Origin of the sequence: Abyssisolibacter fermentans (assembly GCF_001559865.1) — a bacterium.
In the GTDB taxonomy this organism is placed as follows: domain Bacteria; phylum Bacillota; class Clostridia; order Tissierellales; family MCWD3; genus Abyssisolibacter; species Abyssisolibacter fermentans.
In genome coordinates this window covers 1-25601 of record NZ_LOHE01000105.1, presented here as the reverse complement: position 1 = coordinate 25601, position 25601 = coordinate 1, and the positions used below count along the sequence as shown (strand labels likewise).

At 26.4% G+C, this 25601-nt stretch carries 21 protein-coding genes and 3 CRISPR repeat arrays; all 21 genes read left to right on the top strand.

Annotated elements, in window-relative coordinates; translation table 11 throughout:
• Window positions 1-30: 30 nt before the first annotated feature.
• A CRISPR array of direct repeats spans window positions 31-716; the repeat unit is 30 nt; unit sequence GTTTAACCTGAACATTGGATGTATTGAAAT.
• Window positions 717-901: 185 nt separating this feature from the next.
• The 21 genes from AYC61_RS19280 to AYC61_RS19185 all read left to right on the top strand — a co-directional run bounded on the left by AYC61_RS19280 (window position 902) and on the right by AYC61_RS19185 (window position 25185).
• Window positions 902-1861 carry a helix-turn-helix transcriptional regulator gene (locus AYC61_RS19280; protein ID WP_066507025.1) on the top strand — a complete coding sequence of 320 codons (960 nt, stop codon included), beginning with the start codon at window positions 902-904 and terminating at the stop codon, window positions 1859-1861.
• Between the two features lie 43 nt (window positions 1862-1904).
• Window positions 1905-2603 (top strand): CRISPR-associated endoribonuclease Cas6, encoded by a 699-nt coding sequence (locus AYC61_RS19275; protein ID WP_066507023.1) that lies wholly within the window; start codon window positions 1905-1907, stop codon window positions 2601-2603.
• Between the two features lie 5 nt (window positions 2604-2608).
• Window positions 2609-4360, top strand: a complete 1752-nt coding sequence (locus AYC61_RS19270) for a hypothetical protein (RefSeq protein WP_066507022.1) — start codon at window positions 2609-2611, stop codon at window positions 4358-4360.
• Entirely contained in the window at window positions 4344-5273 is a 930-nt protein-coding gene (locus tag AYC61_RS19265) for a type I CRISPR-associated protein Cas7 (protein ID WP_066507020.1), read from the top strand. The genes AYC61_RS19270 and AYC61_RS19265 overlap by 17 nt, the downstream gene beginning before the upstream one ends.
• Before the next feature lie 7 nt (window positions 5274-5280).
• Window positions 5281-6021 carry a type I-B CRISPR-associated protein Cas5b gene (cas5b, locus tag AYC61_RS19260; protein WP_242866845.1) on the top strand — a complete coding sequence of 247 codons (741 nt, stop codon included), beginning with the start codon at window positions 5281-5283 and terminating at the stop codon, window positions 6019-6021.
• A gap of 54 nt (window positions 6022-6075) precedes the next feature.
• Window positions 6076-8586, top strand: a complete 2511-nt coding sequence (locus AYC61_RS19255) for a CRISPR-associated helicase/endonuclease Cas3 (RefSeq protein ID WP_066507008.1) — start codon at window positions 6076-6078, stop codon at window positions 8584-8586.
• Window positions 8583-9077, top strand: coding sequence for a Dna2/Cas4 domain-containing protein (locus AYC61_RS19250; protein ID WP_066507006.1), 495 nt, complete (start codon window positions 8583-8585; stop codon window positions 9075-9077). Before AYC61_RS19255 ends, AYC61_RS19250 begins: the two co-directional genes overlap by 4 nt.
• 11 nt (window positions 9078-9088) lie before the next feature.
• Window positions 9089-10090, top strand: coding sequence for a type I-B CRISPR-associated endonuclease Cas1b (gene cas1b, locus AYC61_RS19245; RefSeq protein ID WP_066507002.1), 1002 nt, complete (start codon window positions 9089-9091; stop codon window positions 10088-10090).
• Window positions 10090-10389: a CRISPR-associated endonuclease Cas2 gene (cas2, locus tag AYC61_RS19240; protein WP_066506992.1), complete on the top strand. Its 300-nt coding sequence runs from the start codon at window positions 10090-10092 to the stop codon at window positions 10387-10389. The genes cas1b and cas2 overlap by 1 nt, the downstream gene beginning before the upstream one ends.
• A 385-nt stretch (window positions 10390-10774) precedes the next feature.
• Window positions 10775-11463: a CRISPR direct-repeat array (repeat unit 30 nt; unit sequence GTTTAACCTTAACATTGGATGTATTGAAAT).
• A 23-nt stretch (window positions 11464-11486) separates the two neighbouring features.
• Window positions 11487-12164, top strand: a complete 678-nt coding sequence (locus AYC61_RS21485; RefSeq protein ID WP_156456535.1) for a hypothetical protein — start codon at window positions 11487-11489, stop codon at window positions 12162-12164.
• A 682-nt stretch (window positions 12165-12846) separates the two neighbouring features.
• The gene (locus tag AYC61_RS19235) at window positions 12847-14649 is read left to right on the top strand and encodes a CorA family divalent cation transporter (RefSeq protein WP_066506989.1); all 1803 of its coding nucleotides are present in this window, start codon (window positions 12847-12849) and stop codon (window positions 14647-14649) included.
• Window positions 14631-15809 (top strand): hypothetical protein, encoded by a 1179-nt coding sequence (locus AYC61_RS19230; protein WP_066506986.1) that lies wholly within the window; start codon window positions 14631-14633, stop codon window positions 15807-15809. The genes AYC61_RS19235 and AYC61_RS19230 overlap by 19 nt, the downstream gene beginning before the upstream one ends.
• Window positions 15802-17391 carry a type III-B CRISPR-associated protein Cas10/Cmr2 gene (gene cas10 / locus AYC61_RS19225; RefSeq protein ID WP_066506983.1) on the top strand — a complete coding sequence of 530 codons (1590 nt, stop codon included), beginning with the start codon at window positions 15802-15804 and terminating at the stop codon, window positions 17389-17391. Before AYC61_RS19230 ends, cas10 begins: the two co-directional genes overlap by 8 nt.
• Window positions 17384-18532 (top strand): type III-B CRISPR module-associated Cmr3 family protein, encoded by a 1149-nt coding sequence (locus AYC61_RS19220; protein WP_066506981.1) that lies wholly within the window; start codon window positions 17384-17386, stop codon window positions 18530-18532. The genes cas10 and AYC61_RS19220 overlap by 8 nt, the downstream gene beginning before the upstream one ends.
• The gene (gene cmr4, locus AYC61_RS19215; RefSeq protein WP_066506979.1) at window positions 18525-19364 is read left to right on the top strand and encodes a type III-B CRISPR module RAMP protein Cmr4; all 840 of its coding nucleotides are present in this window, start codon (window positions 18525-18527) and stop codon (window positions 19362-19364) included. The genes AYC61_RS19220 and cmr4 overlap by 8 nt, the downstream gene beginning before the upstream one ends.
• Entirely contained in the window at window positions 19357-19770 is a 414-nt protein-coding gene (locus AYC61_RS19210; RefSeq protein ID WP_066506977.1) for a type III-B CRISPR module-associated protein Cmr5, read from the top strand. The genes cmr4 and AYC61_RS19210 overlap by 8 nt, the downstream gene beginning before the upstream one ends.
• Window positions 19771-19775: 5 nt before the next feature.
• Entirely contained in the window at window positions 19776-20756 is a 981-nt protein-coding gene (cmr6, locus tag AYC61_RS19205; protein WP_066506973.1) for a type III-B CRISPR module RAMP protein Cmr6, read from the top strand.
• On the top strand, window positions 20749-21123 hold the full coding sequence (locus tag AYC61_RS19200) for a hypothetical protein (protein ID WP_066506970.1): 375 nt from the start codon (window positions 20749-20751) through the stop codon (window positions 21121-21123). Before cmr6 ends, AYC61_RS19200 begins: the two co-directional genes overlap by 8 nt.
• A 309-nt stretch (window positions 21124-21432) precedes the next feature.
• Window positions 21433-21933, top strand: coding sequence for a hypothetical protein (locus tag AYC61_RS19195; RefSeq protein WP_066506969.1), 501 nt, complete (start codon window positions 21433-21435; stop codon window positions 21931-21933).
• A gap of 407 nt (window positions 21934-22340) precedes the next feature.
• Window positions 22341-24142: direct repeats of the CRISPR family, unit length 30 nt; unit sequence GTTTAACCTGAACATTGGATGTATTGAAAT.
• A 168-nt stretch (window positions 24143-24310) separates the two neighbouring features.
• Window positions 24311-24751, top strand: coding sequence for a class I SAM-dependent methyltransferase (locus tag AYC61_RS19190; RefSeq protein ID WP_066506966.1), 441 nt, complete (start codon window positions 24311-24313; stop codon window positions 24749-24751).
• A gap of 152 nt (window positions 24752-24903) precedes the next feature.
• Complete coding sequence (locus AYC61_RS19185; protein WP_066506964.1) at window positions 24904-25185, top strand: hypothetical protein; 282 nt, start codon at window positions 24904-24906, stop codon at window positions 25183-25185.
• Window positions 25186-25601: the final 416 nt, after the last annotated feature.

Sequence of the window (25601 nt, the reverse complement as noted above, 5' to 3'; positions counted from 1 at the left end):
ACAAAGTTAATTATATTCTCTTTTTCAGTGGTTTAACCTGAACATTGGATGTATTGAAATATCTTCAGATTGGCTTCTTGTCGCATAGTTCCAATGTTTAACCTGAACATTGGATGTATTGAAATTATGAAAAAATAGTAATTAAGTTTGAGACAAAACAAGTTTAACCTGAACATTGGATGTATTGAAATGTTATTTCTTCTATTTTTTTTATTTCTGTATAATCCGTTTAACCTGAACATTGGATGTATTGAAATCCATAATTCTTATTACCTATGTTAGTATTACCATAAGTTTAACCTGAACATTGGATGTATTGAAATCACTTCTTTTCATCACATACTCTCAAATTAAAATCAGTTTAACCTGAACATTGGATGTATTGAAATTATATATTCATTTTTTTCTCCCTTCGTTATTTAAATGTTTAACCTGAACATTGGATGTATTGAAATGTTTCTCTCGATCTGAATCCTATATATTTTGCATGTTTAACCTGAACATTGGATGTATTGAAATATATTTAAATTAGTAACTCCACCTAAACTTTTAGCCGTTTAACCTGAACATTGGATGTATTGAAATCCAACTAAGTAAGTTATAAAACTTAATATAATAATTGTTTAACCTGAACATTAGATGTATTGAAATTTACGACTTACTATGCTCTGATATCATTACAGTAGGTTTAACCTGAACATTAGATGTACTAATAAAGTTACCAATACTTAAGTACAACTAGAAATTATAACTAAATAATATCGATTATAAATCAAGGACTAATCTGCAAACCTCTACTATGAATAAAAAATAGTAGAGGTTTTGTAATTTCCACATTAAAAACAAGGAAATATTTAGCATTACGTCGAAATCTTATAGGTTCATATTGGGTATTAAGGAGATGATTTTTATTAGTAAGGTTTATAATTGTATAAAATTATTAGAGAATTTAAAGTATTATGGAAGGTTATCAGGTAAAGAGCTTGCAGGACTTTTAGGAGTTAGTGATAGGTATGTTAAAGATTTGGTTAAAGAAATTGATAGTGGTGATGGGATATATATAGATCATCAAAGAGGCAAGCGTGGATATGAACTTGTATCTGGAAGTTTTTTATGTGAATTTGGATTGGATAGCAAAGAATTGATGGCTTTGGAAGCTGGTAAGGTTTTTTTGAAGGAGGAGAATGGTTTTTATTTAGAAAACGAATATGCTTTGGCTGTTGAGAAAATTAAACAGAAAAAAGATGTTAATTTTCAAAAACCAAAGCTAGGTTATCTTTCTCAATCTAAAAACCCTAATTCTATTGAGGAAAAAGAAAACATCATTACTATCCAAAATGCTATTAAAAATACTAAGAAGATAGAAATAAAATACTTTTCAGTTAATAAGAATAAAACATCAAAGAGAATAGTTCATCCATATTTTGTATACAGCTATGCAGGCTTTTGGTATTTGGCAGCCTTTTGTGAAAATAATAATGAATTTAGAGATTTTAAGATCATTAGAGTAAAAGGTGTGCAGGTGTTAGAAGAAAATTACTCTGTTAGAGAATTTAATTATAATAAGTTTATAAAAGGATGCTTTGGAATAGTTAAAGATGAACCTATTAATGTTAAGCTAAAAATAAAAATGCCTAAAAGTATATATGTAAAAGAAAGCGTATTTATAGACAATCAAGAAATTGAAGAATTAGAGAGTGGAGATATAATATATAGTGCCACCATGAAAGGAAAACCAGAGATTATGTCATGGATTAGAAGTATGGGAAGTGATGTAGAGGTTTTGGAGCCTATAGAGTTAAGAGATGAAATAATCAAAGAGGTAGAAAATTTAGAAAAAATTTATTTAGGACATAAATAGTTCCTAACTAGGTAATATAATTAAAACTAAGAGGTGGATGAAGATGAATTTTTATGAGTTAAGGACTACAGTTTTTGTTAAGAAAGATATACATTTTCGAAAAATAGGTTATACACTAGCTAGACATATAAACTACTGCATGACAAAGAGTGATTACCTAAAGGAGCTGCATATAAAAAAACTGCCAAAACTTTATTGTTTTGATTATTTGTATCCATTTGAAAAAGACAAGATATATTCTAAAGGTAAGGTTTATGTTTTTAGGATTAGAACACCTATAGACAAAATAGCCCAAGAACTTAGGAGAACTATTACTTTTGTAGAGACTGATGAATTTAAGCCTTTAGGTGTTGAGTTAAGAGTTAAGAAGTTTTATAGTGTAGAACAAATGAATACTGTAACTCCAGCAATTGCTACTATAAATAACATGAACTGGACTAAAGATGATAATATGGATGATTTATGGAGCATGATTGACAACAATTTACACAGGAAGGCTAAGATGATATTTAATGACTTACCAGAGCTTAAAGAAAGTCCTATTGAATTTCTAGAGCAGAAAAATCATAAAGCTGTTGTTATGGAGTACAAGCATGGAAAAGTTTTAGGTAATAAGTTTTTTATGAGATTTAAGCAGGATGATATTTCGCAAAAGCTAGCTTACACTGCTTTGACATGTGGACTGCTTGAGAAAGCATCATCAGTTGGTGCTGGATTTTGTAATGTTGTTAGAGGGAGGTGAAAAGTTTGATAAGAAATTTGCTTGATACATTCAAGAAAGCTTATGAAATAAAAGGTGACGATCTTGTTATCGAGAATCACAACCTGAAAGAGGGCTTATATATAAAGATTAATCAAAATAGTGAAATTGAAACAGCGATAATAAAGAAAGATTCACCTGTAAATAAGCAGTATCAATGGTTTAGAAAGGCTGATTTTTATTCATCCATTGTTAGTATTAATAAATGCATAAAAGACAAAAAAATTCACAGCTCAAATTATTTAAGTGTGTTTATGAAGAAGGAAAATGTCATAGACACAAAAAAGACAAAAGCTTTGCCTACAGAAGAAATTCTAAAGAAACTAAGCATATATTATGATGTAATAATTAGTTCAAAATTTAATTCAGAGGAAATAGATAAAGAATTAGGTGTAAAGCTGGATGTTGAAAAATATAAATTTTGTAAAGATTTTATGCTTAAGAAATTTGATGTTATAAATGAACTTGTGATTAAAAATGATAATGAATTTGATAAATATATTAAAATATTCTTTGATTTTAATGATTGGGATTTATACAAGCAAGAATTAAACAGATATCTTTTTGTTAGTGTATTCTTAAAAAATGATTTTAACACGAAATATGATAATACTGTATATGGTTTATCTAGCATGAATATGGCATTAGATGACAAAAAGAAGTTTTTGAAACACAAATCATTAAGATTCAGTGTACCTTTTAGAATAAGTGCAAAAGATGCTGTACTGCTATTTAAATATTCTAAATGGTTGAAGGTAAATAAGCTAGGAGCTAATTTTAAGACATATGATTATGATTATAAAATACCGTTAAAGGACATTGACATAAAGAATAATGAAGATAAATATTATATTTTGCTTTATCTTAATAAAAAAGATGATATAGAATTTGAAGATTTTGATATCGTACCTGCATTTAATGAAAAAATTAATTTTACTGTTGAAAATTATATTGGAGCTAGGAATTATAATAGTGAAATCAAAGGTTATTTAGAGCCTAATTATAGTGATTACAATGGTAAAAATACAAAAAGCTTTTTAAAAGCATTAGATGAAGGTTTATATAACAAAAAATTGATTTATAGTTTTAATAAAAAGCTTAATGATATAAAACCTACTAAATGGGACAGTAAAAGTTTCTGTAATATATTAATTTTAACTAAAAATCAAGCATTTGATTTTATTTATAAAAACGACTATATAGGTTTGAGGGAAGCTGTAAGTAAGTATTATGTTTATTTGGTGATAGAAAACATAAAAACAAATTTATTGAAAGGAAAGAATGCATGTAATGTGTATTTTGCACTGAAGAAGTTTTTTAACCTAGGGGGAGATGAGATAGTGAATAAGATAAGTAAGCTTAGAAATAGCATTGGTGATTATATAAAAAACGAAGATATTCATGATTTAGAAAACGTAGTTCAATATTCTTTCTTAGCAGGACAGATAGCATTTTATTTAATTAATCAATCTGCATCTGCAAATAAAAACCATGATGTTGTTGAAAGAATGATAAACTGCAAGAGAGTTGAAGGAATAAATAATGAACTAAAATATTGGTTTAAAAGATTTGCTCATGCTGTCAGCTTAAACTATAGAAAATTTAACAAAGCATTTTCAATGGTCTTAGCTTTTGATCATGACGAAAATATAGATGAAGATATATTCTTGGCGGGGTATTTAGGAGATAATATTTTTTATGAAAAGAAAGGGGATATAAAAAATGAAATTAAAGAATAGAGTTTATGGAGTGTCAGGAATTAGAGCAAAGATGTCAAATTGGAACGCTGATTTTACAGGAAGACCAAAGACGACTTCAAAGAACATTATATTTGGTAGTGACAAAGCTTTCAAATTCCCTGTGAAATATCAGTGGATTAACGAAGGGGAAAAGGTTTTATATATAAAATCATACAAAGAAGAAAAGGATAAGGTTCAGCCAAGATCATTAAAAGAAAGATATGAATTGATATTTGAAACTAAAATTGATAATAAAACAAAAACATGTGATGTATTAAAAAATCTTTTTAATGCAATAGATGTAATGAATTTTGGGGCAACTTTTGCTGAACAGAAGCAGAACATATCGATAACGGGTGCAGTTCAAATTGGACAAGGCATGAATATCTATGATGATACTAGAGTTGAGGTTCAAGATATTTTATCTCCATTTAGAAATTCAAAATCAGATGATGCAGGAGCTTCATCATTAGGTACAAAAATCGTAGCTGATGAAGCTCATTATTGCTATCCTTTTACTGTAAATCCTTATGCATATGATGAGTACGTTAATGTTGTAGACGGATTTGAAGGTTATACAGTAGAGGCTTATGAAAAATTCAAGGATGGAGTTTTAAGAGGAGCTACTGCATTTGCTACTAATAGTAAATTTGGATGTGAGAATGAATATGCAATATTCATTACTCTTAAAGAAGGAGTTAAACTTTCACTGCCTTCATTAGATAATTTTATAGTATTTAAAAAAGAACAGGATAAAAATATATTAGATTGTTCTAAATTAAATAAGCTACTTAGTCCAAAGGTACTTGATAATGTTGAGAGTATTGAAGCTTATATTGATGAATATAACCTTGAAATAGTTGGTTTAGATAATGTTAAGCTTCATAATATCTATACGAGAGAAGTGATATAAGTTGAAGGTGCTGAAATTTAGATTATCTGGTAAAACAGCACATTTCAAGAAGCCTGACGTTAATTCATTTGCATATTACAGCTATAGTCATATTCATAGAATAGCTTTGATGGGGATATTAGGTGCAGTTATCGGTTTAAAAGGATATGCTCAACAAGATAAAAATGAGGTATATCCAGAGTTTTATCAAAAACTAAAAACACTAAAGGTGGGTATAGTACCGCCAAAGGTCAATAGAGGTTATTTTAGTAAAAAGATAATTGCATTTAACAATTCTGTTGGTTATGCAAATGAAGATGCAAATAAAATGCCTTGTAATTTGATTGTAAGAGAGCAGTGGCTTGAGGATGTGTGCTGGGATATATATTTAGATTTAAAGAGTATAAATGATAAGGAAGTAGAAGATAAGCTTGAAAAATATATTTTAAATGACTTAGCTGAGTATATACCTTATTTAGGCAAAAATGATCATTATGCTGTTATTAGTAATTCTGAAATTTTAGAATGTGATGTAAAAGATGGTATAGAAAAGATTGACAGTATTTTTTACTATGATGCTGTTAAGCTAGATGATTATGCATATGATGATGAAGAAACACCATTTTTATTCAAAGATTATTTTCCATGCAGTTTAGCTATAGAAAATAACATGTATGAGTTTAGAGAAATTGGATTTACGAATAGATGTGTTGATGAAATAAATGATACAGTAATTAATCATAATGATTTAAACATAGCACTGATATAAAGAAAAAAAGCTCAGTATGCTTGCTGGGCTTTTAATATGAAATGAGGTGGAAAAATGTATACGCTTGAGTCTGTTTTAGACAATAATGAAATATATCTTGCACACAAAGCTTCTTTTAAAAAAGACGAAACTTTAAAGGAGCATTTAGATTGTACTTTTAAATATTTCAATGTTTTAAATGAACAAAAAGGGTTAGATGAAGTTCTTAATAGATTGATTGACAGCATTAGAATAAAAAAAGGTAAGGAATATTACTTATCTGATGAAGCAAAGAATACTGCAAAAGCGCTTTTTAAACAAGCTGTATATTTTCATGATATAGGTAAAATTAATCCAGCATTCCAAAGAATAAAGATGAAAAATGAAAAATTTAAAAATGTTAAAATAACTGATGATTCAAATCACAGCCTGCTGTCATCATTATTATACATAGATATTTTTTATGATGATATAAAAGCTGTGAAACTGAAAAGAGATGAATTAGAGTTTTTAAAATTAATTTTGTTTACTTTTTCTTACTCTATATCTAGACATCATGGATATTTAAAAGATTTATCTGAATATCTTAATAAACTAACAGGCTTACTTACTTCTATTGAAACAAAAAGCTTAATAATAGATGACTATAAACATGTAGAAAGATTAATGAGTAGAGAAAAACTATTGAATAACTACAATTTTAATTTTGAAAAAATCATAACTACAAATGAGGAGTTTTATATTTTGAATAAGCTTTTATATAGTTTGATAACTACTTGTGACTTTTATGCTACAAGCGATTATATGAATAAAAAAGTAGATGATTTTGGATTGATAGATAATGTTGTTGATTATAAAAAACTATTTGAAAAGAGCAATATAATCAAGAACATAAGAAAGCATGATGCTTATAAAAAAGGAAAGTTTAGCATTACTCCTTTAAAAGGAATAAATGAGTTGAGAAGTGATATGTTTTTGGAGTCGGAAGAAAGCATACTAAAGAATATTGATAAAAAAATATTTTATCTAGAAGCTCCTACGGGTAGTGGTAAAACTATTAATTCTTTAAATTTAGCACTAAAGTTGATTGAAGGAGATAATAAGTTAAAAAAAATATTTTATGTATTCCCTTTTAATACATTATGCGATCAGACAAGTGAAGTCATTAACGATTTTTTTGGAAAAGAAAATACCGCTGTTATAAATTCTATAACACCTATAAAAACTAATGACGATGAAAATATCGACTTTGAAAAGACATATTTAGATAGATTATTTTTACATTATCCTATTGTTCTAACAAGTCATGTGAATTTTTTTGATATGTTTTTTAGTTGTGGTAGAGAAAAACAGCTTCCACTAGTGCATTTGATTAATAGTGTTGTAATATTAGATGAAATACAAAGCTATAGGATTAAGTTATGGAAAGAATTATCTAATATGATAGAGTGTTTTGCAGAGATGTTTAATATAAGATTTATAATAATGTCAGCTACACTGCCAGAGATAAGCTATTTATCTAATAGAAATATCAATGAAGTTAGATTAATAAAAGATTCTAGTAAATATTTTTTAAACCCATTATTTAAGGATAGAGTAACTATTGATTTTTCATTATTAAGTGCTAAGAAGATTGAGTTAGAGGAATTATTAGATTTTATAATAGAGTATAGAAGTAATAATAAACCGAGAAGAATTTTAGTTGAATTTATTAACAAAAAAACCTGTAGAGAGTTTTACAATATGATGAGTAAAGAATTAAATAAAGATAAAAAAATAGTGCATGAGCTAACGGGCGATGATAGCAGCTTATATAGGAAACATATTATCGATAAAATAAAGGAAGATAAAGTTAATGAGTATATATTGATAGCAACACAAGTTATAGAAGCTGGTGTTGATATTGATATGGACGTTGGATTTAAAGATATATCTATAATTGAAGCAGAAGAGCAGTTTGCTGGTAGAATAAACAGATCATGCAGCAAAAATTCAGCAAAAATATTTTTCTTTAATTATGATAATGTTGAAAGAGTTTACAAAGATGACTTGAGAACATCTTACTCTGTTAATCAAAGCAAATATAGACAAATCTTTATGGATAAGAATTTTGATGAGTACTATCAAGATGTTATGAAGGAAGTGCAGAAAGAAAAAGAAGAGTACAATCAAAACTCATATGAGAGATTTAATTATATGCTGAGGAATTTGAAATATCATGAATTGTCTAAAGAGTTGAAGTTAATACAAGATGAAAATTATCTTGTTTACTTTGAGCATAAGCTTAAATTGCCCGATAAAGAAGAGTATATAGATGGAAGAGAAGTATGGGAGGAATTCAAAAACTTATTATTTGATGAAAATATGTCTTATACAAAAAGACAGGTTTTATTATCAAGAACAAAAGAAAAGATGAATTACTTTATCTATAATTTAAGAGAAGAAGTTAAATCTGATGATGAAGATATTGAAGATATAATTTATATTAAAGATGCAGAGAAATATTTTGAGGAGGAAAAATTTGATAGGAAGAAGTTCATCGAAGATAAATTTCCTAAAAAAGATAAAGGTGGAATATTTCTATGAAAATAAATGGAACGTTAGTGAATTATTATTTTCACTGCAAAAGGCAGTGCTGGCTGTGTGGCAATAGAATAAATCTTGAGGATAATAGTGAACTCGTAAAAATAGGGAAACAGCTCCATATTAATAAGACCATGAATTCAAAACAAAAAGAGATAGCTATAGATTCTATTAAAGTTGACAAAATACAAGGAAATTATCTATATGAATATAAAAAATCAAATGCAGATATGAAAGCTGCGTCATGGCAACTGTTGTATTATCTGTTTATTTTGAAGAAAAAAGGCATTGAGAAGGAAGGAAAGCTTGTTTGTATGGAAAAAAACAAGAAAACAAAAAAAGTAGTTAATATTAGATTAACTAAGTCAATTGAAACCATTTTAGAAAATTTAGAATATGAGATTTCTGAACTAATAAATAATAAAGATATCCCTGAATTTAGCTATAGTAGTAAGTGTAAAAAGTGTGCTTATTATTCTTATTGTATGTTGTAGGAGGTAGATAAATGAGTGAAGCTGTAAGATATATAATGTCAGAAGGCGAGCTAAAAAGAAAAGATAATTCTTTATGCTTTAGAAAAAATGGTAAAAACAATTATATACCTATAGAAGGGTTAAAAGAGCTATACTGCTTAAATGAAATTTCTATCAATACAAAATTATTGGATTTCTTAGCATCTAACGGTGTTATAATTCATTTCTTTAATTATTATGGAAGTTACAGTGGAACATTTTTTCCAAGATGTAAATACATTAGCGGTAGACTTACGGTAAAGCAGGCTGAAAAATATATTAAAGATAGAAATACTATTGCTAAGGGTATAGTTAAAGGTATAATTGAGAATACAGGGGAGTTGCTACATAGTTATTATAAATACGGAAATAAAGATGTTAAAGAAAACATGGATTATATTAGAGAGCAGTCTTTTGTATATTTGAATAAGGCAAGTAACATAAAAGAAATATTAGCAGTTGAAGGACAAGTCTGGATTAGATTTTATGATTCGCTTAAACATATATTAAATGAAGAATTTGAATTTGACAAAAGAGTGAAGAGACCGCCTGACAACCCTATAAATGCGATGATATCATTTGGAAATACAATGCTATATACTAAAGTTATTACACAGATATATCATACCCATCTTAATCAAGCAATAAGTTTTCTCCATGAACCCTCAGAAGGAAGATTTTCACTATCATTGGATCTATCTGAAGTATTTAAGCCTGTTATAGTTTATAAGACAATATTTAAGTTAGCTAACAAAAGAATCATAAGGATAGGTGAACATTTTGACAGGAGTCTAGATTATTGTATTTTAAATGATGAAGGTAAAAAGATATTTATAAGCAATATTAATTCTAAGTTTGAAGAAACCTTTAAGCATAAGAAGCTAAACAGAAAAGTTTCATATAGTACAGCAATTAAACTTGATGCTTATAAATTAGTCAAAAACATATTAGAGGAAAAAAAATTTAAACCTTTTAGCCTAAAGGAGATGGTATAATGACTGCAAGAAATAGAAATAAGTATAACTATAATTATGTATTCTTATTTTATGATGTAGAAGAATGTAGATGTAACAAAGTATTTAAAGTATGCAAAAAGTATTTATCTCATTATCAAAAGTCTGTTTTCAGAGGTGAAATATCACCATCAAGGCTAATAAGTTTGAAAAGAGACTTAAAAAAAGTCATAGAAAAAAATAAAGATTATGTTTCGATAATAAAATTCATAAATCAAAGTTATTTTCATGAAGAAAACCTTGGATTAGAAGTGAAAAAGGAAGAGGTTTTGATATTGTAGCATCCAACCTAATTTTGACAAAAACTATAAAATGTGTTAGGATTATTGTGTTGGAAAATTTTTAATACATATAGAAACATTGATAAAAAAATATCAATAATAGAGTAATAAAATTTTCTAATTGCAAGGATAATTTAGGAATTCTTCATTTTATAAAATTGAGCAAACATCAAGATTAGAAGGATTCAAAAAATAAATAAAATGAAAAATATCCGGATGTATAAAAAAGTAATAATTGATAAAAATGTTAAAAATTCAACGATTATAAGCAATAATTAACCGATTGACAAAAAAGTATCAGTCATACGGAGGGAAATTGAACAAATGTGATTATTAGTAGTGTTATAAGCAATTGGACACTATTATAAATGTGCATTTTTCAGTAGTTTAACCTTAACATTGGATGTATTGAAATGGTTAAAAAAGATAAACAAAACAAAGATATTGAGATCGTTTAACCTTAACATTGGATGTATTGAAATTTGCTTGGTAAAATTCGCTTTGCCTAACTGATTTTTGTTTAACCTTAACATTGGATGTATTGAAATTGCCAAGTTTGATTTTCTTTATGTCCCATTCAGGAGGTTTAACCTTAACATTGGATGTATTGAAATGTTAAAAACAGCTGAGGGAGTTGAAAAATATGAATAGTTTAACCTTAACATTGGATGTATTGAAATAATGCAGTACCAACAACTGACTGTATTTCAGGCATGGTTTAACCTTAACATTGGATGTATTGAAATGCATCTACCACAATACTGAAAGAATGTCGGTACATCGTTTAACCTTAACATTGGATGTATTGAAATAATGTTGATTCTAGAATAATATTAGATGAAAGTGGGTTTAACCTTAACATTGGATGTATTGAAATTGAAATGGCCTCCTTTCTGTAGAGGCAAAGAGAAAGTTTAACCTTAACATTGGATGTATTGAAATAGACAAGATAAAAAGCAGCGGAAAGAAGATAAGCGAGTTTAACCTTAACATTGGATGTATTGAAATAAATATCCTACTATTGTCGTGTAAGCTTTTTTTAACGTTTAACCTTAACATTGGATGTTTTCAAATCTAATAGTGGAGTTGTTATAATTTTGAATAGGATTACTGTAATCTTTTTTGTTGTGTTAACATTAATATTAAGCTTAAGTAAACCACCAATTACAAATACAAATGCTGATAAATATAAAATATTGATTGCTAGTATAGAAGATGAAGATATTTTCCTTTATGGTAAACATACTGCTCCAGCATATAAAGGTATGAAATTAGTGATAGGTGAAAAAAGCAAAATATTTAATTGGAGGTGTTCTTTTAATCGTACACCAGAGCTTGTATCAGTTGATTTGAATAGTGACGAGAAAAAAGAATTAGTTATTATACGTACAGATGGATTTGGGACAGGTATACACAATGGGAAAATAAATGTATTGGATAGAGATTCACTTGATGAAATATATGTAGTAAGCCCTATTGAAATAATTAATAAAAATATAAAAAGTCAATTGAGCTTAGAAAATATAAAACTAGCAATTGGAAATGAAACAATATCTTTAAAAACTAGTGACTACACAAAAGGCAAAGAGATTTACAATTCGATTGAGTTTGGTTCAGAAATCTATTATTTAATAGAAGACAAACATATAAAATCAGTAGTATCTGCTCAGATAGCTCATGGGGCATATATTGGATATATAATAATTAACTACAAATATGAAAATAGTCAATTTGTATTAGATGATATTGGATATAGTGAGAAGTTTGAAGGATGACCTAGGTGGCTTTTGAAACCATCTCTACATGTGATATATATCTTTTCAAAATGAGTATATTCTTTTATAATTCTGACAAAAACCGGTTTTGATTTTTGTAGTGATCGGAAATAAATACTACTATTGCATTAATAATTTTTGATATAAATAATACATATACTTTTGTTGGTAATTTTGTATAAAGAAACAAACACTTGAAGTTAAGGTTCGAAGAAAAACAGATATATTATAAGTGATTTATTGGCATTAATGCAGTATTAGTAAAAATTTGTTTTTAATAAGAGTAAAAAAGCTACTAAATAAAAAATTAAAAAGTGTATTATAATGAAGATGAAATGGGTTTTTAGAGTAACTATAAAAAAATTGAATAAATAATAATATATAAAAAAGCCTTCATTTTAAATGAAGGTTTCTTTATAATACATTAAATATTTACAATAATGCCAATACATATGTATTAATGGTATAATATAGAGTAAGTAATAAAGTAGTAGATTGACAAAATTCAATAATTATATCGACAAAATAGTAAAGTATTTCATATAATTTAAAATTAAAGGGATTTTACATATTTTTATGGAATAGATTTATAAATAATATTATGTATATATAACTTAAAGTCTAAATACAAAAAAATAGTAAATAGTTCGTTTTATATTAGGCTGCTTTTGGGGGATGTTTTATGAGTGCACATATTTTTATATTTCCGTTCAAATGGGAATATAGTGGAAAACAAAATAAAAAAAAGTATAATAGTATGTTATTTAAAAATAAAATTGATATTAGTAAATTTAAAAAATTTTTATACGAAGAAAATTGGAAGTATGTACAAAAATTTAAGTCAGACAATGATTATTCTTCAGAATATAAAAAAATTTTAAATGGTGATAAATATAAAATTCATAAAGCTTATAATGAGTATGTATATTTTTATGATAATGTAAGAGATGCTATTTATACTAAAGAAGATAATAAAGAAAATATTGTTGAAAACTATATATTTAATAAAAATGATGGTAAATACAAAATTTATTGTTTTGGAAAAGAAGAAAAGAAAATTATAGAATATATATTAGATATAGAGAAAATAGAATTAAAAGTTTATACTACTGGGATTGCTATAATGGCATTTCATCTTGAAAACAATAGATATAAAAGCAAAGAAGATATTTTGAGAATCAATGAATTCGGCAGAAGATTATATCCAAGTTTTCTTCCTTTAAAAGATGCTAAAGAAAGTATATTAGCTTATAAGATAATATTGGAATTCGGAAACAAAGAAGAAGTATATGAAGATTTTAAAACTTATGAGTTAAACAATCAAACATACCCTAAGTTTAATTTAATAATAGATTTGTTGAGTCAAAATGAAAAATTTACATGTTCTAAAAATGAACCTGATAAGATTTTTATTGAACCAATAATAGATGATAGAATGTTTACAATGTGTTTCTATAATTATAATGCTGTATCAGATTATTTAAAGCATTATGATAGTAGCAATTGTACATATAATTACGAAAATAGCGAATATTGGGATAAATTAGTTTTCGTTGATGCTCAGAATTCTAGCTGTCAGAACAGGATTATGAGGAGACAGCTTTTAAAAAAGCATACATATAGCAGATGGGTTGATTATGGCACATTATATGGAATTACTATGTATTCATTTATTGCACTAAGTAATGGTTCAGATTCTGAAAAAGAAAATAAACTTTTGCAACACCATAAAACAATGTATTATCAGATGGTATGCTTAAGTCTTGCTCAAAGAGCGTCTGTTTTAAAATTCTCAAGTGAGGCATCTAAAATATCTGATTTAGCAAGTTTAGATAATAAAAAAACAAGTAAAGAACTGAATGATAAAGTTACATCACTACATAAACAATATATAAGATTTATTAATAAATTACATTTCAGAGAAGTATCAGCACAAATTCAAGGAATTGAATTATATAATATGTTATATGAAAATATGAGATTAGAGCGAGATGTTAAAAGGTTGAATGAAGAAATCAGTGAATTACATAATTTTGTTAGTTTTAATAATGAAAGAATTACTAATAGTACGCTTAATATGTTAACAGTTTTAGGAGCATTGTTTATTATTCCAACATTTATTACTGGGTTATACGGAATGAATATTTTTGAAGAAGAAAGTATAATTAAAATTGAATATAATTCAGTATCTTGGATTGCTTGTCATATTGGTATTCCTATGTTTATCGTTTTGATAAACTTAATTAAATCAGTAAATATATATCAAAGAATAAAAAAAGCAATATTTACAGCAGGGAGTATTTTTATAGCATTGATTATAGCGTTTTATGGAATCACACCAATTATATGTACATTGATAGTTCTATATATTGTATTATTATTCATGCATGAAATAGTAAAAGTTATAAAATATATTTCAAAGTCGTTAAAAAAAGGGCTAAAACATATTGTAAAGGAGGTTAAGAAATGGCTAAGTCAGTTATAAAACTAAAGCAGCATACACCTATGATTCACTTTCAATACTATCAAGAAGGAGTTACTCTTAGAGCGACTGAATTAAAACCTAAGTTAGACAAGTTTTTAATAAAATATGCTTTCAAAGATTGTTTTGATAATTACAAATATTATCTAAAAGGTTTTAATAATAAAAAATGTTCTATTGATGATTTCAAAGATCATAGAGCTTTAGATTATAAAGTTAATATTGTCAATGAAGGAGAAACAAGTAAAGACAAACCGTTTAAAAGTCTGTATTTTGGTAATATGGGTGATAAGAACGAAAATATTCAAAGTATTAATGTAAATGGAGATATAAATGTTGAATTTATATCCTTTAATAAAAAATTACTTGATATCATTAATGCTAATATAGGTAGTTTCTTTGCTGTTAGCAATTTTGGAAGAAGACAAAACAAAGGATTTGGGTCTTTTTATATTAAAAATAGGAAAGATTGTTTTAAGGATGTATCTGATATATATGATGTGTTTTGGTATATTAATTATAATAAAACTACTTCTATCAATGATAAATTAAGTAACATAAATATAATTTATTCGTTGATGAAAGGGGGAATTAATTTTCCTAAAAATAAGTATAATCCAAAATGTTATGAAAAATCATTTCTTTTTAAATATATGTTAAATAAAAATGTTGGCAATGAAAAGAGGTTTATTAAAGAAAATTTTGATTTAAAAACAAATAAAATTGTTCTTGATGGAATGAAAAAGAAATACGTTAGAGCTATGTTGGGAGTTGCAGAAAAAATAGATTTTAGAGGTAATAAAGAAGAACCAAGAGATGGGACGATAGAAATCAATTCAAAAATAATAGAACGATTTAAATCTCCAATAACTTTTAAAATAATTGATAACTATTTATTTATATTACCAGAAGATTTTGCAGAAGAGATTTATGATAAAAAATTTGAGTTTATTGAAAAAGACACTAAGAAAGAAAAAGAAAATAGAAATAAAAAAAATATATATACTCCGTCAAAAAATGAATTTATTTTGAATGAATTTATAGCAGAGTTTGTTAGTCATTTTAATCAATTAAAAGAGAAAGGTCATAGCCATTTTGACAGAACAGTAAAACATACAATACTTAAATATGAAAAAGATAAAGAAGGTGTTATAAATGACTAAATATATAGGATTAACAATTGGACCTATAGTAAGTACAATTTCTAAAGCTAGAAGTACAGGTGAGCTATGGGGTTCGAGTTATATTTTTTCATTTGTAATGAAAAATATTATTCATGAGTTAAAGGAAGACAAAGAGTTTTTGATACCTTATACAGGGGATATTATTTTTAATCAGAAAAAAGGTATTGGTTTTTTTCACGATAGATTTATATTTAAAACAACTAATGAAGAAGCTGATTTTAAAAAAATTAAAGAAATAATCGATACTCAATATGATAAATTATCTGAAGATATAAATAATACTTTATATGGTGATAATAATAAACAAAATAAAGCTAAAATAAAAAATTATTTAAAAAACTATTTTCAAATACAGTGTATTTCTACAGAAGTATGTGAATATAGTGAAAAAAATGCTATAGAAAAATTATCTGATATTCTAGATTGTGTAGAACTTAAAAATAGCTGTATATCAAAAGTAAAAGATGGAGAAGATTATTTGTTACAATATTTTAAAAATAAAAAGATAAAAGATAGTAAACTAGTAGCGGATGCTTATAGTAAACCTATTGATAGCTTTCCAATGACATTACAAATTGCATTATCAGAATTTTATTGTAAAGGTAAAGATATTCAAAGTAATTATATTTACGATTATAAATTAAACGAGCAAGAATGCTTAGAAGATTTAAAGAATAGATTAATTGAAAAGAAAGTTGAAAAAATAAAAAAAGCTTATAAATACTTAGCAGTTGTTCAATCAGATGGAGATAATATTGGTCAGATAGTTAAACAATTAAAGTCAGGAAATGATACTACAATATTTACATATGAAAATTTTTCAAAGAAATTATTTGAATTTGCTGATAAAGCAAATGAAAAAATAAAAAGATATGGTGGCTATACAGTTTATGCAGGAGGAGATGATTTATTATTTTTTGCTCCAGTATTAAATAAAAATGAAAATATATTTGATTTAATAGATAAAGTAAACAATTGTTTTAAAGATGTTTTTAATGAATATATTGCTAGTGACAGACTTGAGAAAAAACCATCTCTATCATTTGGAGTATCAATTACTCATTATAAGTATCCACTAAACGAATCTTTAGATACTGCGAGAACATTATTATTTGATGTTGCTAAAAAATATAAAAATAGTGATTGTGAAAAAAATACAATAGCAGCTATGTTAGTTAAACACAGTGGTTTTAGCAGTCAGATTGTGTTTAACAAAGATAGAGAAAGTTATAATAAATTTAAAGAATTATTAAAGATAAATGAAGAAAAATTATTAAGCTCAATACAGCATAGAATTTACAATGATAAGTCAATTTTACAAGAGATCATAAACGATAAAGAATACAAATTGAAATGTTATTTAGAAAACAATATTGTTAATAAATTAAAAGAAAACGATTCTAATTTATTAGAATATGCTCAGAATGTAAGTCAGTTTATTGTAACTTATTTGGATGAGACAAGCTGTAAATATGAAGAAAGTAAAAAGCTTGTTGAAGATATTTATCAACTACTAAGATTTAGTAGCTTCTTTTATGAAAGAGGTGATATAAATGAGTAGATATCGTATAACGTTAAAACCTATAGGGAGCTTCTTTTTTAGTAGTGAAAAAAGTTTCAAATATATTGGTGATGAAGAAGAGAATATTAATTATTTTTCAAGGTCAAATAGATTTCCACAGCAAACATCAATATTAGGTATGATGCGTAAAGAAATATTGAAAATAAAGGAATTATATTCAGAAGACTGGAATTATTCTAAAAAAGTAGAAGAAGTAAATAAATATATCGGGAAAAGTGGATTTTCTATAACTAAAAATAATGACTTTGGAGTTATAAAAGAAATATCGCCAGTATTTATAAAAAGAGGACAAGATATTTTAATGAATATTCCTAAAGATTATAATAATGATTATGCTGAATATATGCCATTTGAGTTTGGGTTAAAAGTTAAAGATATTAATGGCAAAGAAATTAATATACTTAGTAACTTCATAGCAAAGAATTATAATGAAAATTATTTTTTAAATCTTACTAATGGTAATATAATTGATAAAGATGCAGTATTTACTGAAGATACTCAAATAGGAATAACGCGGGATAATGAAGGAAAAACAAAGGAAAATGCTTTCTATAAAATTATAAAATATAGATTAGAATCAGAAAAAAAAGATAAAAACATGTTAATCAATTATTTCGTACTTGATGCAGAGATAGATAATTGTATAAAAATTGATGATGATTATACTAATATAGTAAGTTTAGGTGGAGAAAAATCTCTATTTAATATAAAAATAGAGAAGATAGATGATAGAATTGAAAATATAGTAGAGAACCATTTGAAAAAAATACATGATAATATAGTTAATGATAACTATTTAAATTCTAGAAAATATAATTATAAGGTTATATGTATCAGTGATGTTTATACAGATAAGGAATTATTAGAAAATAATGACTATGCAATAAGAGAATACTGTGATTTTAGATACAGAGTGGAAAGTAATAATAAGATTAATAAAAATAACTATAAGAAAGGTTTTGCATCATACGGAAGTAGATTTTCATTTATAGAAAGAGGAAGTGTTATTTTTACAAACAATGTTGAGAATATTTTAAATAAAATAAATTCGCATAAAAATCTTTGTAAAATAGGTTATAACAAAGTTGTTGTAATTAAGGAGGGGAATAAAAATGAGTAATTCTTGTAACTTTTTTGTACTTAGAGCTTTAACAAATATGCATGTTGGTAGTGGTGAAGCTAATTTTAATATAATTGACAATGAAGTTCAAAGAGATGTAATAACAAATTTTCCTGTTATAAATTCATCTAGTTTAAAAGGAGGATTAAAGCAGCATTTTTTAAACATATATAATGAGAAACGTGATGATAAGGAAGATTTCAAGAACAAATATATTGATTATACCTTTGGTTCAGACAATAATATAGGTCATTATAATTTTTTAAATGCTAATCTTTTATCCATACCAGTAAGAAGTAATAAAAAACAGTTTTTTAGAGCTACATGTCCTAGAATTATTAATGATTTATTAAGTTCTTTAGAAGATTTTAATTACAATAAAGATATTATTATAGAATCATTGAATAGCTTACTTAAAATAAATGCATACAGAAATAAACCAGTAATTTTAACTGAAAAAGGTCAGAAATTTGATGAAAATATTAAAATTGAAACAATGGATACAGAGCTGAAATATGTAGATAATTTTGATACTTATGAAAGAATATTTGGAAATGATATTGTGCTGTATAGTGATGATGATTTCAATATATTAACTAAAAATCTTCCTGTTATAGCAAGAAATCATTTAGATAATGGAGAAAGTAAAAATCTTTGGTATGAAGAAATAGTTCCTAGAGAAAGTAGATTTTATTTTATTATACTCCAAGCTGGAGATAATATTTATGAATTCAATAAAATATTGATAGAGAGACCAGTTCAAATAGGAGCAAATGCTACTATTGGTTATGGATTTTCTATAATAGAACAGTTGGTGATTGAAAATGAATAAAAGAAGGGTAGAAAAATATATACCTAAAGCCATAAAAATAATAGAAACATATTTAGATGAGAATAAAATTATACCAAGTGAATTTAAAGGATATATTGCGTCTTTTGGGGCAAGTATAATCCAAAGTGGACTTTACGCTGCGATTAGCTTTTATGAGAGTGAAGATGCAAATACTAATGCAGATAGAATAGCATTAACATTAATGATAAAATATTTATTAGAAGATAAAGAAATTGAGAAGAATGATTTTAGTAAGAAAACATTAAGCAATAATGAAATTAGACTACAAAAATATTGTATTAAGTATTTAGAAGAAAATAATGATAAAGAAGAATTAACAGATAATATAATAGATGCTTCTATTGCTATAAAATTGGCATTGAGTTCTTTTAAAATAGGTAGGTGAATTACATGGGAGATTTTAATTCAATAAAGGAGGCATTTATAAAAGTGGGTTTTGATAATCCTAGAATGAAAGAAAATAGATATAAGAAGTTTAAAAAGACTAATAGTAAAGCTATAAAAGGTAGTAAGCCAAATAATAGTAAATTAAATACAAGTAATGATGATGATATGAATCTAGGGTATATTTTCTATAAGGAATATTTTAATCAAAATTTCAATGAAGATATATTTACTATAATAAATAACTATAAACTAATGAATTATAAATTAAATTTTCAAGAGTCAGATGAATTAATAAAAGGGTTAACAAAACAAGAATTTATATTAAAAACTAAATATCCTGGACTTATTATGGGAAGTGGGTATAGTCATGGTTTAAAAGAAGATGATGCTTTTAAACTTGGATTTTATTTTGATTATACATCTGGTTTGCCAGTCATACCAGCTTCAACAATAAAAGGTACTGTCAGAAGTATATTTAAAAAATTAAGGTATAATAGAGATGATGTGCCAGAAGAAATGATTGAGTATAAAGAAAATATGAGAGAAAATGCTTTAGAATATTTTAAAGATATACTTGTTGGAAAGGAAGTAAATTATGACATATTAAAAGAGATTGAATACGAAATATTTGAAGGTAAAGATTATGACAAAGAAAATGATAAATATTATAATAAACCAATTTGTTCGAGAGATATTTTTTTTGATGCTACATTAAATTTAAAGGAAAATAATAATAAAATAATTTTAGCAGATGACTATATAACACCACATAAAAGTCCAATAAAAAATCCTATACCTATAAAGTTTTTAAAAATAAAACCTGATGTTTTCTTTAAATTTAGATTTAATCTAAAGAAAGGAAAATATCTAAATAAAAATGACAAGAAAGAATTAATACAAAGAATAATAATGGATTTTGGCATTGGTGCAAAAACGTCAGTAGGATATGGTTTTATGGAAAAAGAGGACAACTTAAATGAGTAAAACACTATGTTTTAAAATTACTACTGGTGTTAATAAAGGTTATTTTCATAATAATGATAAAAGAAATAGTTTGGATTTAGTTTGCTCGATATGGCAATCCATTGCAGGAAATGAATACAATGAAAGTGGTATATATATAACAGCTGCAGCGGTTGAAGGAAAAGTTATATATAATGAACTATGGGGTTGTCCAAAAGGTGGGGAAGATATAGTAATTCTTTCAGGAATGATGAATAAAGAGTTTGTCAAAGATAAAAAATTATGGAAAGAAACAGTATTGAAGTTGACAAAAATACTAAAAGATGAACTTAAGCAAAATACTATTACATGCGAATTTAATGATGTTGATTTTTATTATTTTAAATAAGATTTAATAATTCTATGATAAGATTGAATTTCAAATAAATAAACAAGAAAAATAAAGAAAGAATTAAGTAAGTTCAACAGTTATATAAACAATAATATAATGAAAATGTGATGGTTATTTTTAATATAAAATAAATAGAATATCTTTTCTAACCAATTGTGTTTACAATTAATTATATTTATCATTGACCTCTGATGGTGTAATAATCTACGGGGGTCTATGAATGTATAAATAGATATAGAGTATTTATGAAGATTTAAATTAACAAGGTTGTAGGGTCGACGATAAAAATAATAAAAGGAGGTCTTCATGCTTAAAAATACAATTAAGTATTTATCAATTCTATTAATTCTAAATTTGATGTTAATCGGATGTACACAAACTACCAATCTATATGAATTAACAAAATCAGAAATTGAGATATATGATAAATACAGCAATACACATGATGACAATGTGTTGATGGGTTTACAACCGCTTACTGTTTGTAAGCTATATATTCATTCTGGTCATATTCAGGATTATGAAACTCAATATGCATTTTACATTCAAGATGAGATGTATTTAGGATGGACTAAAGAAGAACATATGAGGGGTTTTTCGCGCAAAGAAAAGCCTCAAATGAAAGAAGAAATAATGGGAGCTGAAAATCTTAGAGTTTATTATACACAAGAAAGTAACAAAGCAAATATCACTTGGACTCATGGTGATGAAGAGAGAGATGCTAATGGAAATTTATTTGAATATCATTTTAGTCTTGTGAAAAATAAAGATGGAATATGGAAAGTTAAGTTTTTACCTATGCAGTAATAATGAAAGAAAATAAAAAATCTTTAATTTTGACATATTCTATAAATTGTGCTAAAATTATAATGTTATGAAACTATTTAAATATATCGAAACATTGATAAATAAATATCAATAATAGGTATGAATAAATTGAATTCATTATTTCTAAGTATAATGCAGGAAATTTTCATTTTATAGAATTGAGTAAATAACACGATTCTAAGGGAATGGAAAGATAAATAAGATGACAAATATCCGGATGTATAAAAAAATGACAATTGATGTAAGTGTTGAAAATTCAACAATTGTAGGCAATAATTAACCGATTGACAAAAAAGTATCAGTCATGCGGACGAAAATTGAACAAATGTGATTATTAGTAGTGTTAGAAGCAATTGGACACTATTACAAATGTGCATTTTTCAGTAGTTTAACCTGAACATTGGATGTATTGAAATATCTACTGTACTAGGTGAAACATGTACCTTTTGTGCGTTTAACCTGAACATTGGATGTATTGAAATAAGTAATAGGGGTGAAAAAACTTGTATAAATTAGTGTTTAACCTGAACATTGGATGTATTGAAATTTTTAATACACTGCTCAACTGCTACTTTGTAATTAAGTTTAACCTGAACATTGGATGTATTGAAATGATATAACATCTTTTAAGTCTTGTACTTTACAATGTTTAACCTGAACATTGGATGTATTGAAATTTGTGTTATCTCCTTATTTTTGCTTTTAATAATGCAGTTTAACCTGAACATTGGATGTATTGAAATTCCAGAGTCCAAATGTTATCTTTCAAATTTGCATTCGTTTAACCTGAACATTGGATGTATTGAAATGTGTAAAACATTTATCACTGATGTCACTTTCTGCCGTTTAACCTGAACATTGGATGTATTGAAATTCAATCCGCAGAACTAAAATCAGAACCATTCCTAGTTTAACCTGAACATTGGATGTATTGAAATTGTTTTGCATACCGCCATCTGTAAGGGTACGGTGTGTTTAACCTGAACATTGGATGTATTGAAATGGACTAACAAGGGGAACTCGAAGGGCACAAAGAACGTTTAACCTGAACATTGGATGTATTGAAATTTAATATTTTTGCAAGTCGACAAGGACACAAAAAAAGTTTAACCTGAACATTGGATGTATTGAAATGTAATTAAGTGTAGTATTTGTAATGCTAGTAAAATAGTTTAACCTGAACATTGGATGTATTGAAATCGATTTAAGTACCCTTCGCCGTTTATATTGAAATCTGTTTAACCTGAACATTGGATGTATTGAAATCCAGTAAATTACTTACGACAGCGCTATCTTTACCGCCGTTTAACCTGAACATTGGATGTATTGAAATTATGTATTTTCATTTATACATTCTCCTGGGTACTCGTTTAACCTGAACATTGGATGTATTGAAATTCTATTGCATCTTCTAATTCTTCATGTACATTTAAGTTTAACCTGAACATTGGATGTATTGAAATGTTTATAGGAGGTTAAAAAATTGAACAAAACTGAAAGTTTAACCTGAACATTGGATGTATTGAAATTCTATAAGAGCAAGTTCTTCTGCCCTGCTTTTTGTAGTTTAACCTGAACATTGGATGTATTGAAATCTCATTACATTTGCAGTAGTAAGTCCTAGCTCTTTGAGTTTAACCTGAACATTGGATGTATTGAAATGTATTTGGTATTATAATTCTTATGTCATTTTCTTTAGTTTAACCTGAACATCGGATGTATTGAAATTCAACTAATGTTTTTACAAATCTTACGTCCGGATATGTTTAACCTGAACATCGGATGTATTGAAATCATATTCATGAATGGCGAACTCGGAAGAGACGAACTAGTTTAACCTGAACATCGGATGTATTGAAATGATACAACCGCTCTATATTTAATACCCTTATCATCGTTTAACCTGAACATCGGATGTATTGAAATCTAAAAGTATAAACAGTGTAACACCATCATACGACGGTTTAACCTGAACATTGGATGTATTGAAATAGACCTAATTTTTCTAATAAAAAAGCCCCTTTTGTAGTTTAACCTGAACATTGGATGTATTGAAATCCTAAATAATTTATATAATTATAGATGTCTCTTAATGTTTAACCTGAACATTGGATGTATTGAAATTAAAATTATTTAATATCATTGGATTATATTTATCGTTTAACCTGAACATTGGATGTAATTATAATACAATAAAATTATTAATAAACATAAGACTTACACACTGTAGGTCTTTCTTTCATTTAAACAGGGATATTGAATTAAGATTGTCTTTTTAGTGTATATTATAATGTAGTACTAGGTTTACAATAAAATTTTACATAAATTTCAAATCACCAAAAGAAAGGCTGAGGTTATGAGTTTTTATGATGATATTTCTAAATACTATAACTATATTTTTCCGTTAAAAAATAATAAAGTTGATTTTGTTTTAGATGGGGTAAATGATGCCCAGAGAATTCTTGATATTGGGTGTTCGACTGGTGAGCTTGCTAAGTCGTTAAGTGAACAAGGTAACTTTGTTGTAGGTATTGATTTAGATGAAGCTATGATAAAAATTGCTAAAGGCTATGAAAATGACAATCTAAAATTTCATTATTTAAATATGTTGAGGATTTGTGATTTTTTTGATACTTGTTATTTTGATCAGATTATTTGTTTTGGCAATACTTTGGTACATTTGAATAATGATGAAGAAATTCTGGTCTTATTTAAAGCTGTTAGAGCTTTGCTAAAAAAAGATGGAAGCTTTAAATTTCAAATAATTAACCCTGATTATTCGTATAACGTTGAATAATATGCTGTAGGTTTTTGAATTAGAAGATTTCAGTGAATTCGAAGGCATACCGAGTTGGTATGTCGAGAATTTAATGGACATCTTCTAATCAGAAGGATGCAGTAGAGTATTTAATTTTCTATGAATAATCTGGGTTTGATTATGATAAAGTTTTGGATTCTAAGTTACAAGGTTTACCAACTATTGAAAATGATAAAATTAAATTTGTTAGAAGATATAGACTTGACAATAATAAAATAATATTTGATACTGAACTGTTTGTAAAAGATGAAAATAAGGTATTTAAAAATCAAGTGGCATTATTGCCAGTAAGAAAGGATAGAGTGTTAGAACTTTTGAAAAAAGCTGGGTTTGAGGATATAATATATTATAGTAGCTTTAATAAAAAAAAATACAATGAAGATAAATTGCCTTTAGTTTTTGAAGTGAGATAATGGTGTTTGATTTTGGGATTAATAAAAAAGATTGATTCAAATTTGATTGGTTTTGAATTAGTCTTTTTTTTATATAATTATAAAGCTTTCTTTTTGTAATAAGAGTCTAAAAAAATGCTAGTAGTTAGGGTCAACCTTTGAGGTAAGTGTAGCTCAAAGGTTGTGGTTTGAAGCCATACAAGACATTTTTTTTACTCGGAGATGCCTAATTTTTTATGATAATATAAAGATGAAAAAATATAGGCATCAATGTCGTGGTCAAAAAATGTCTTGTAGCTTCTAAAGGATTTAATGGTTTGATTTCTTTAGGGTCAGTCGTTGTAAGTGCGAAGCTATTAAATGATGGAGATTCATTACCAAGTGGAGAGGGACACGAATCTGAGAATCTTTGCTGTTCCTGTAAAGAAGTAATTTTT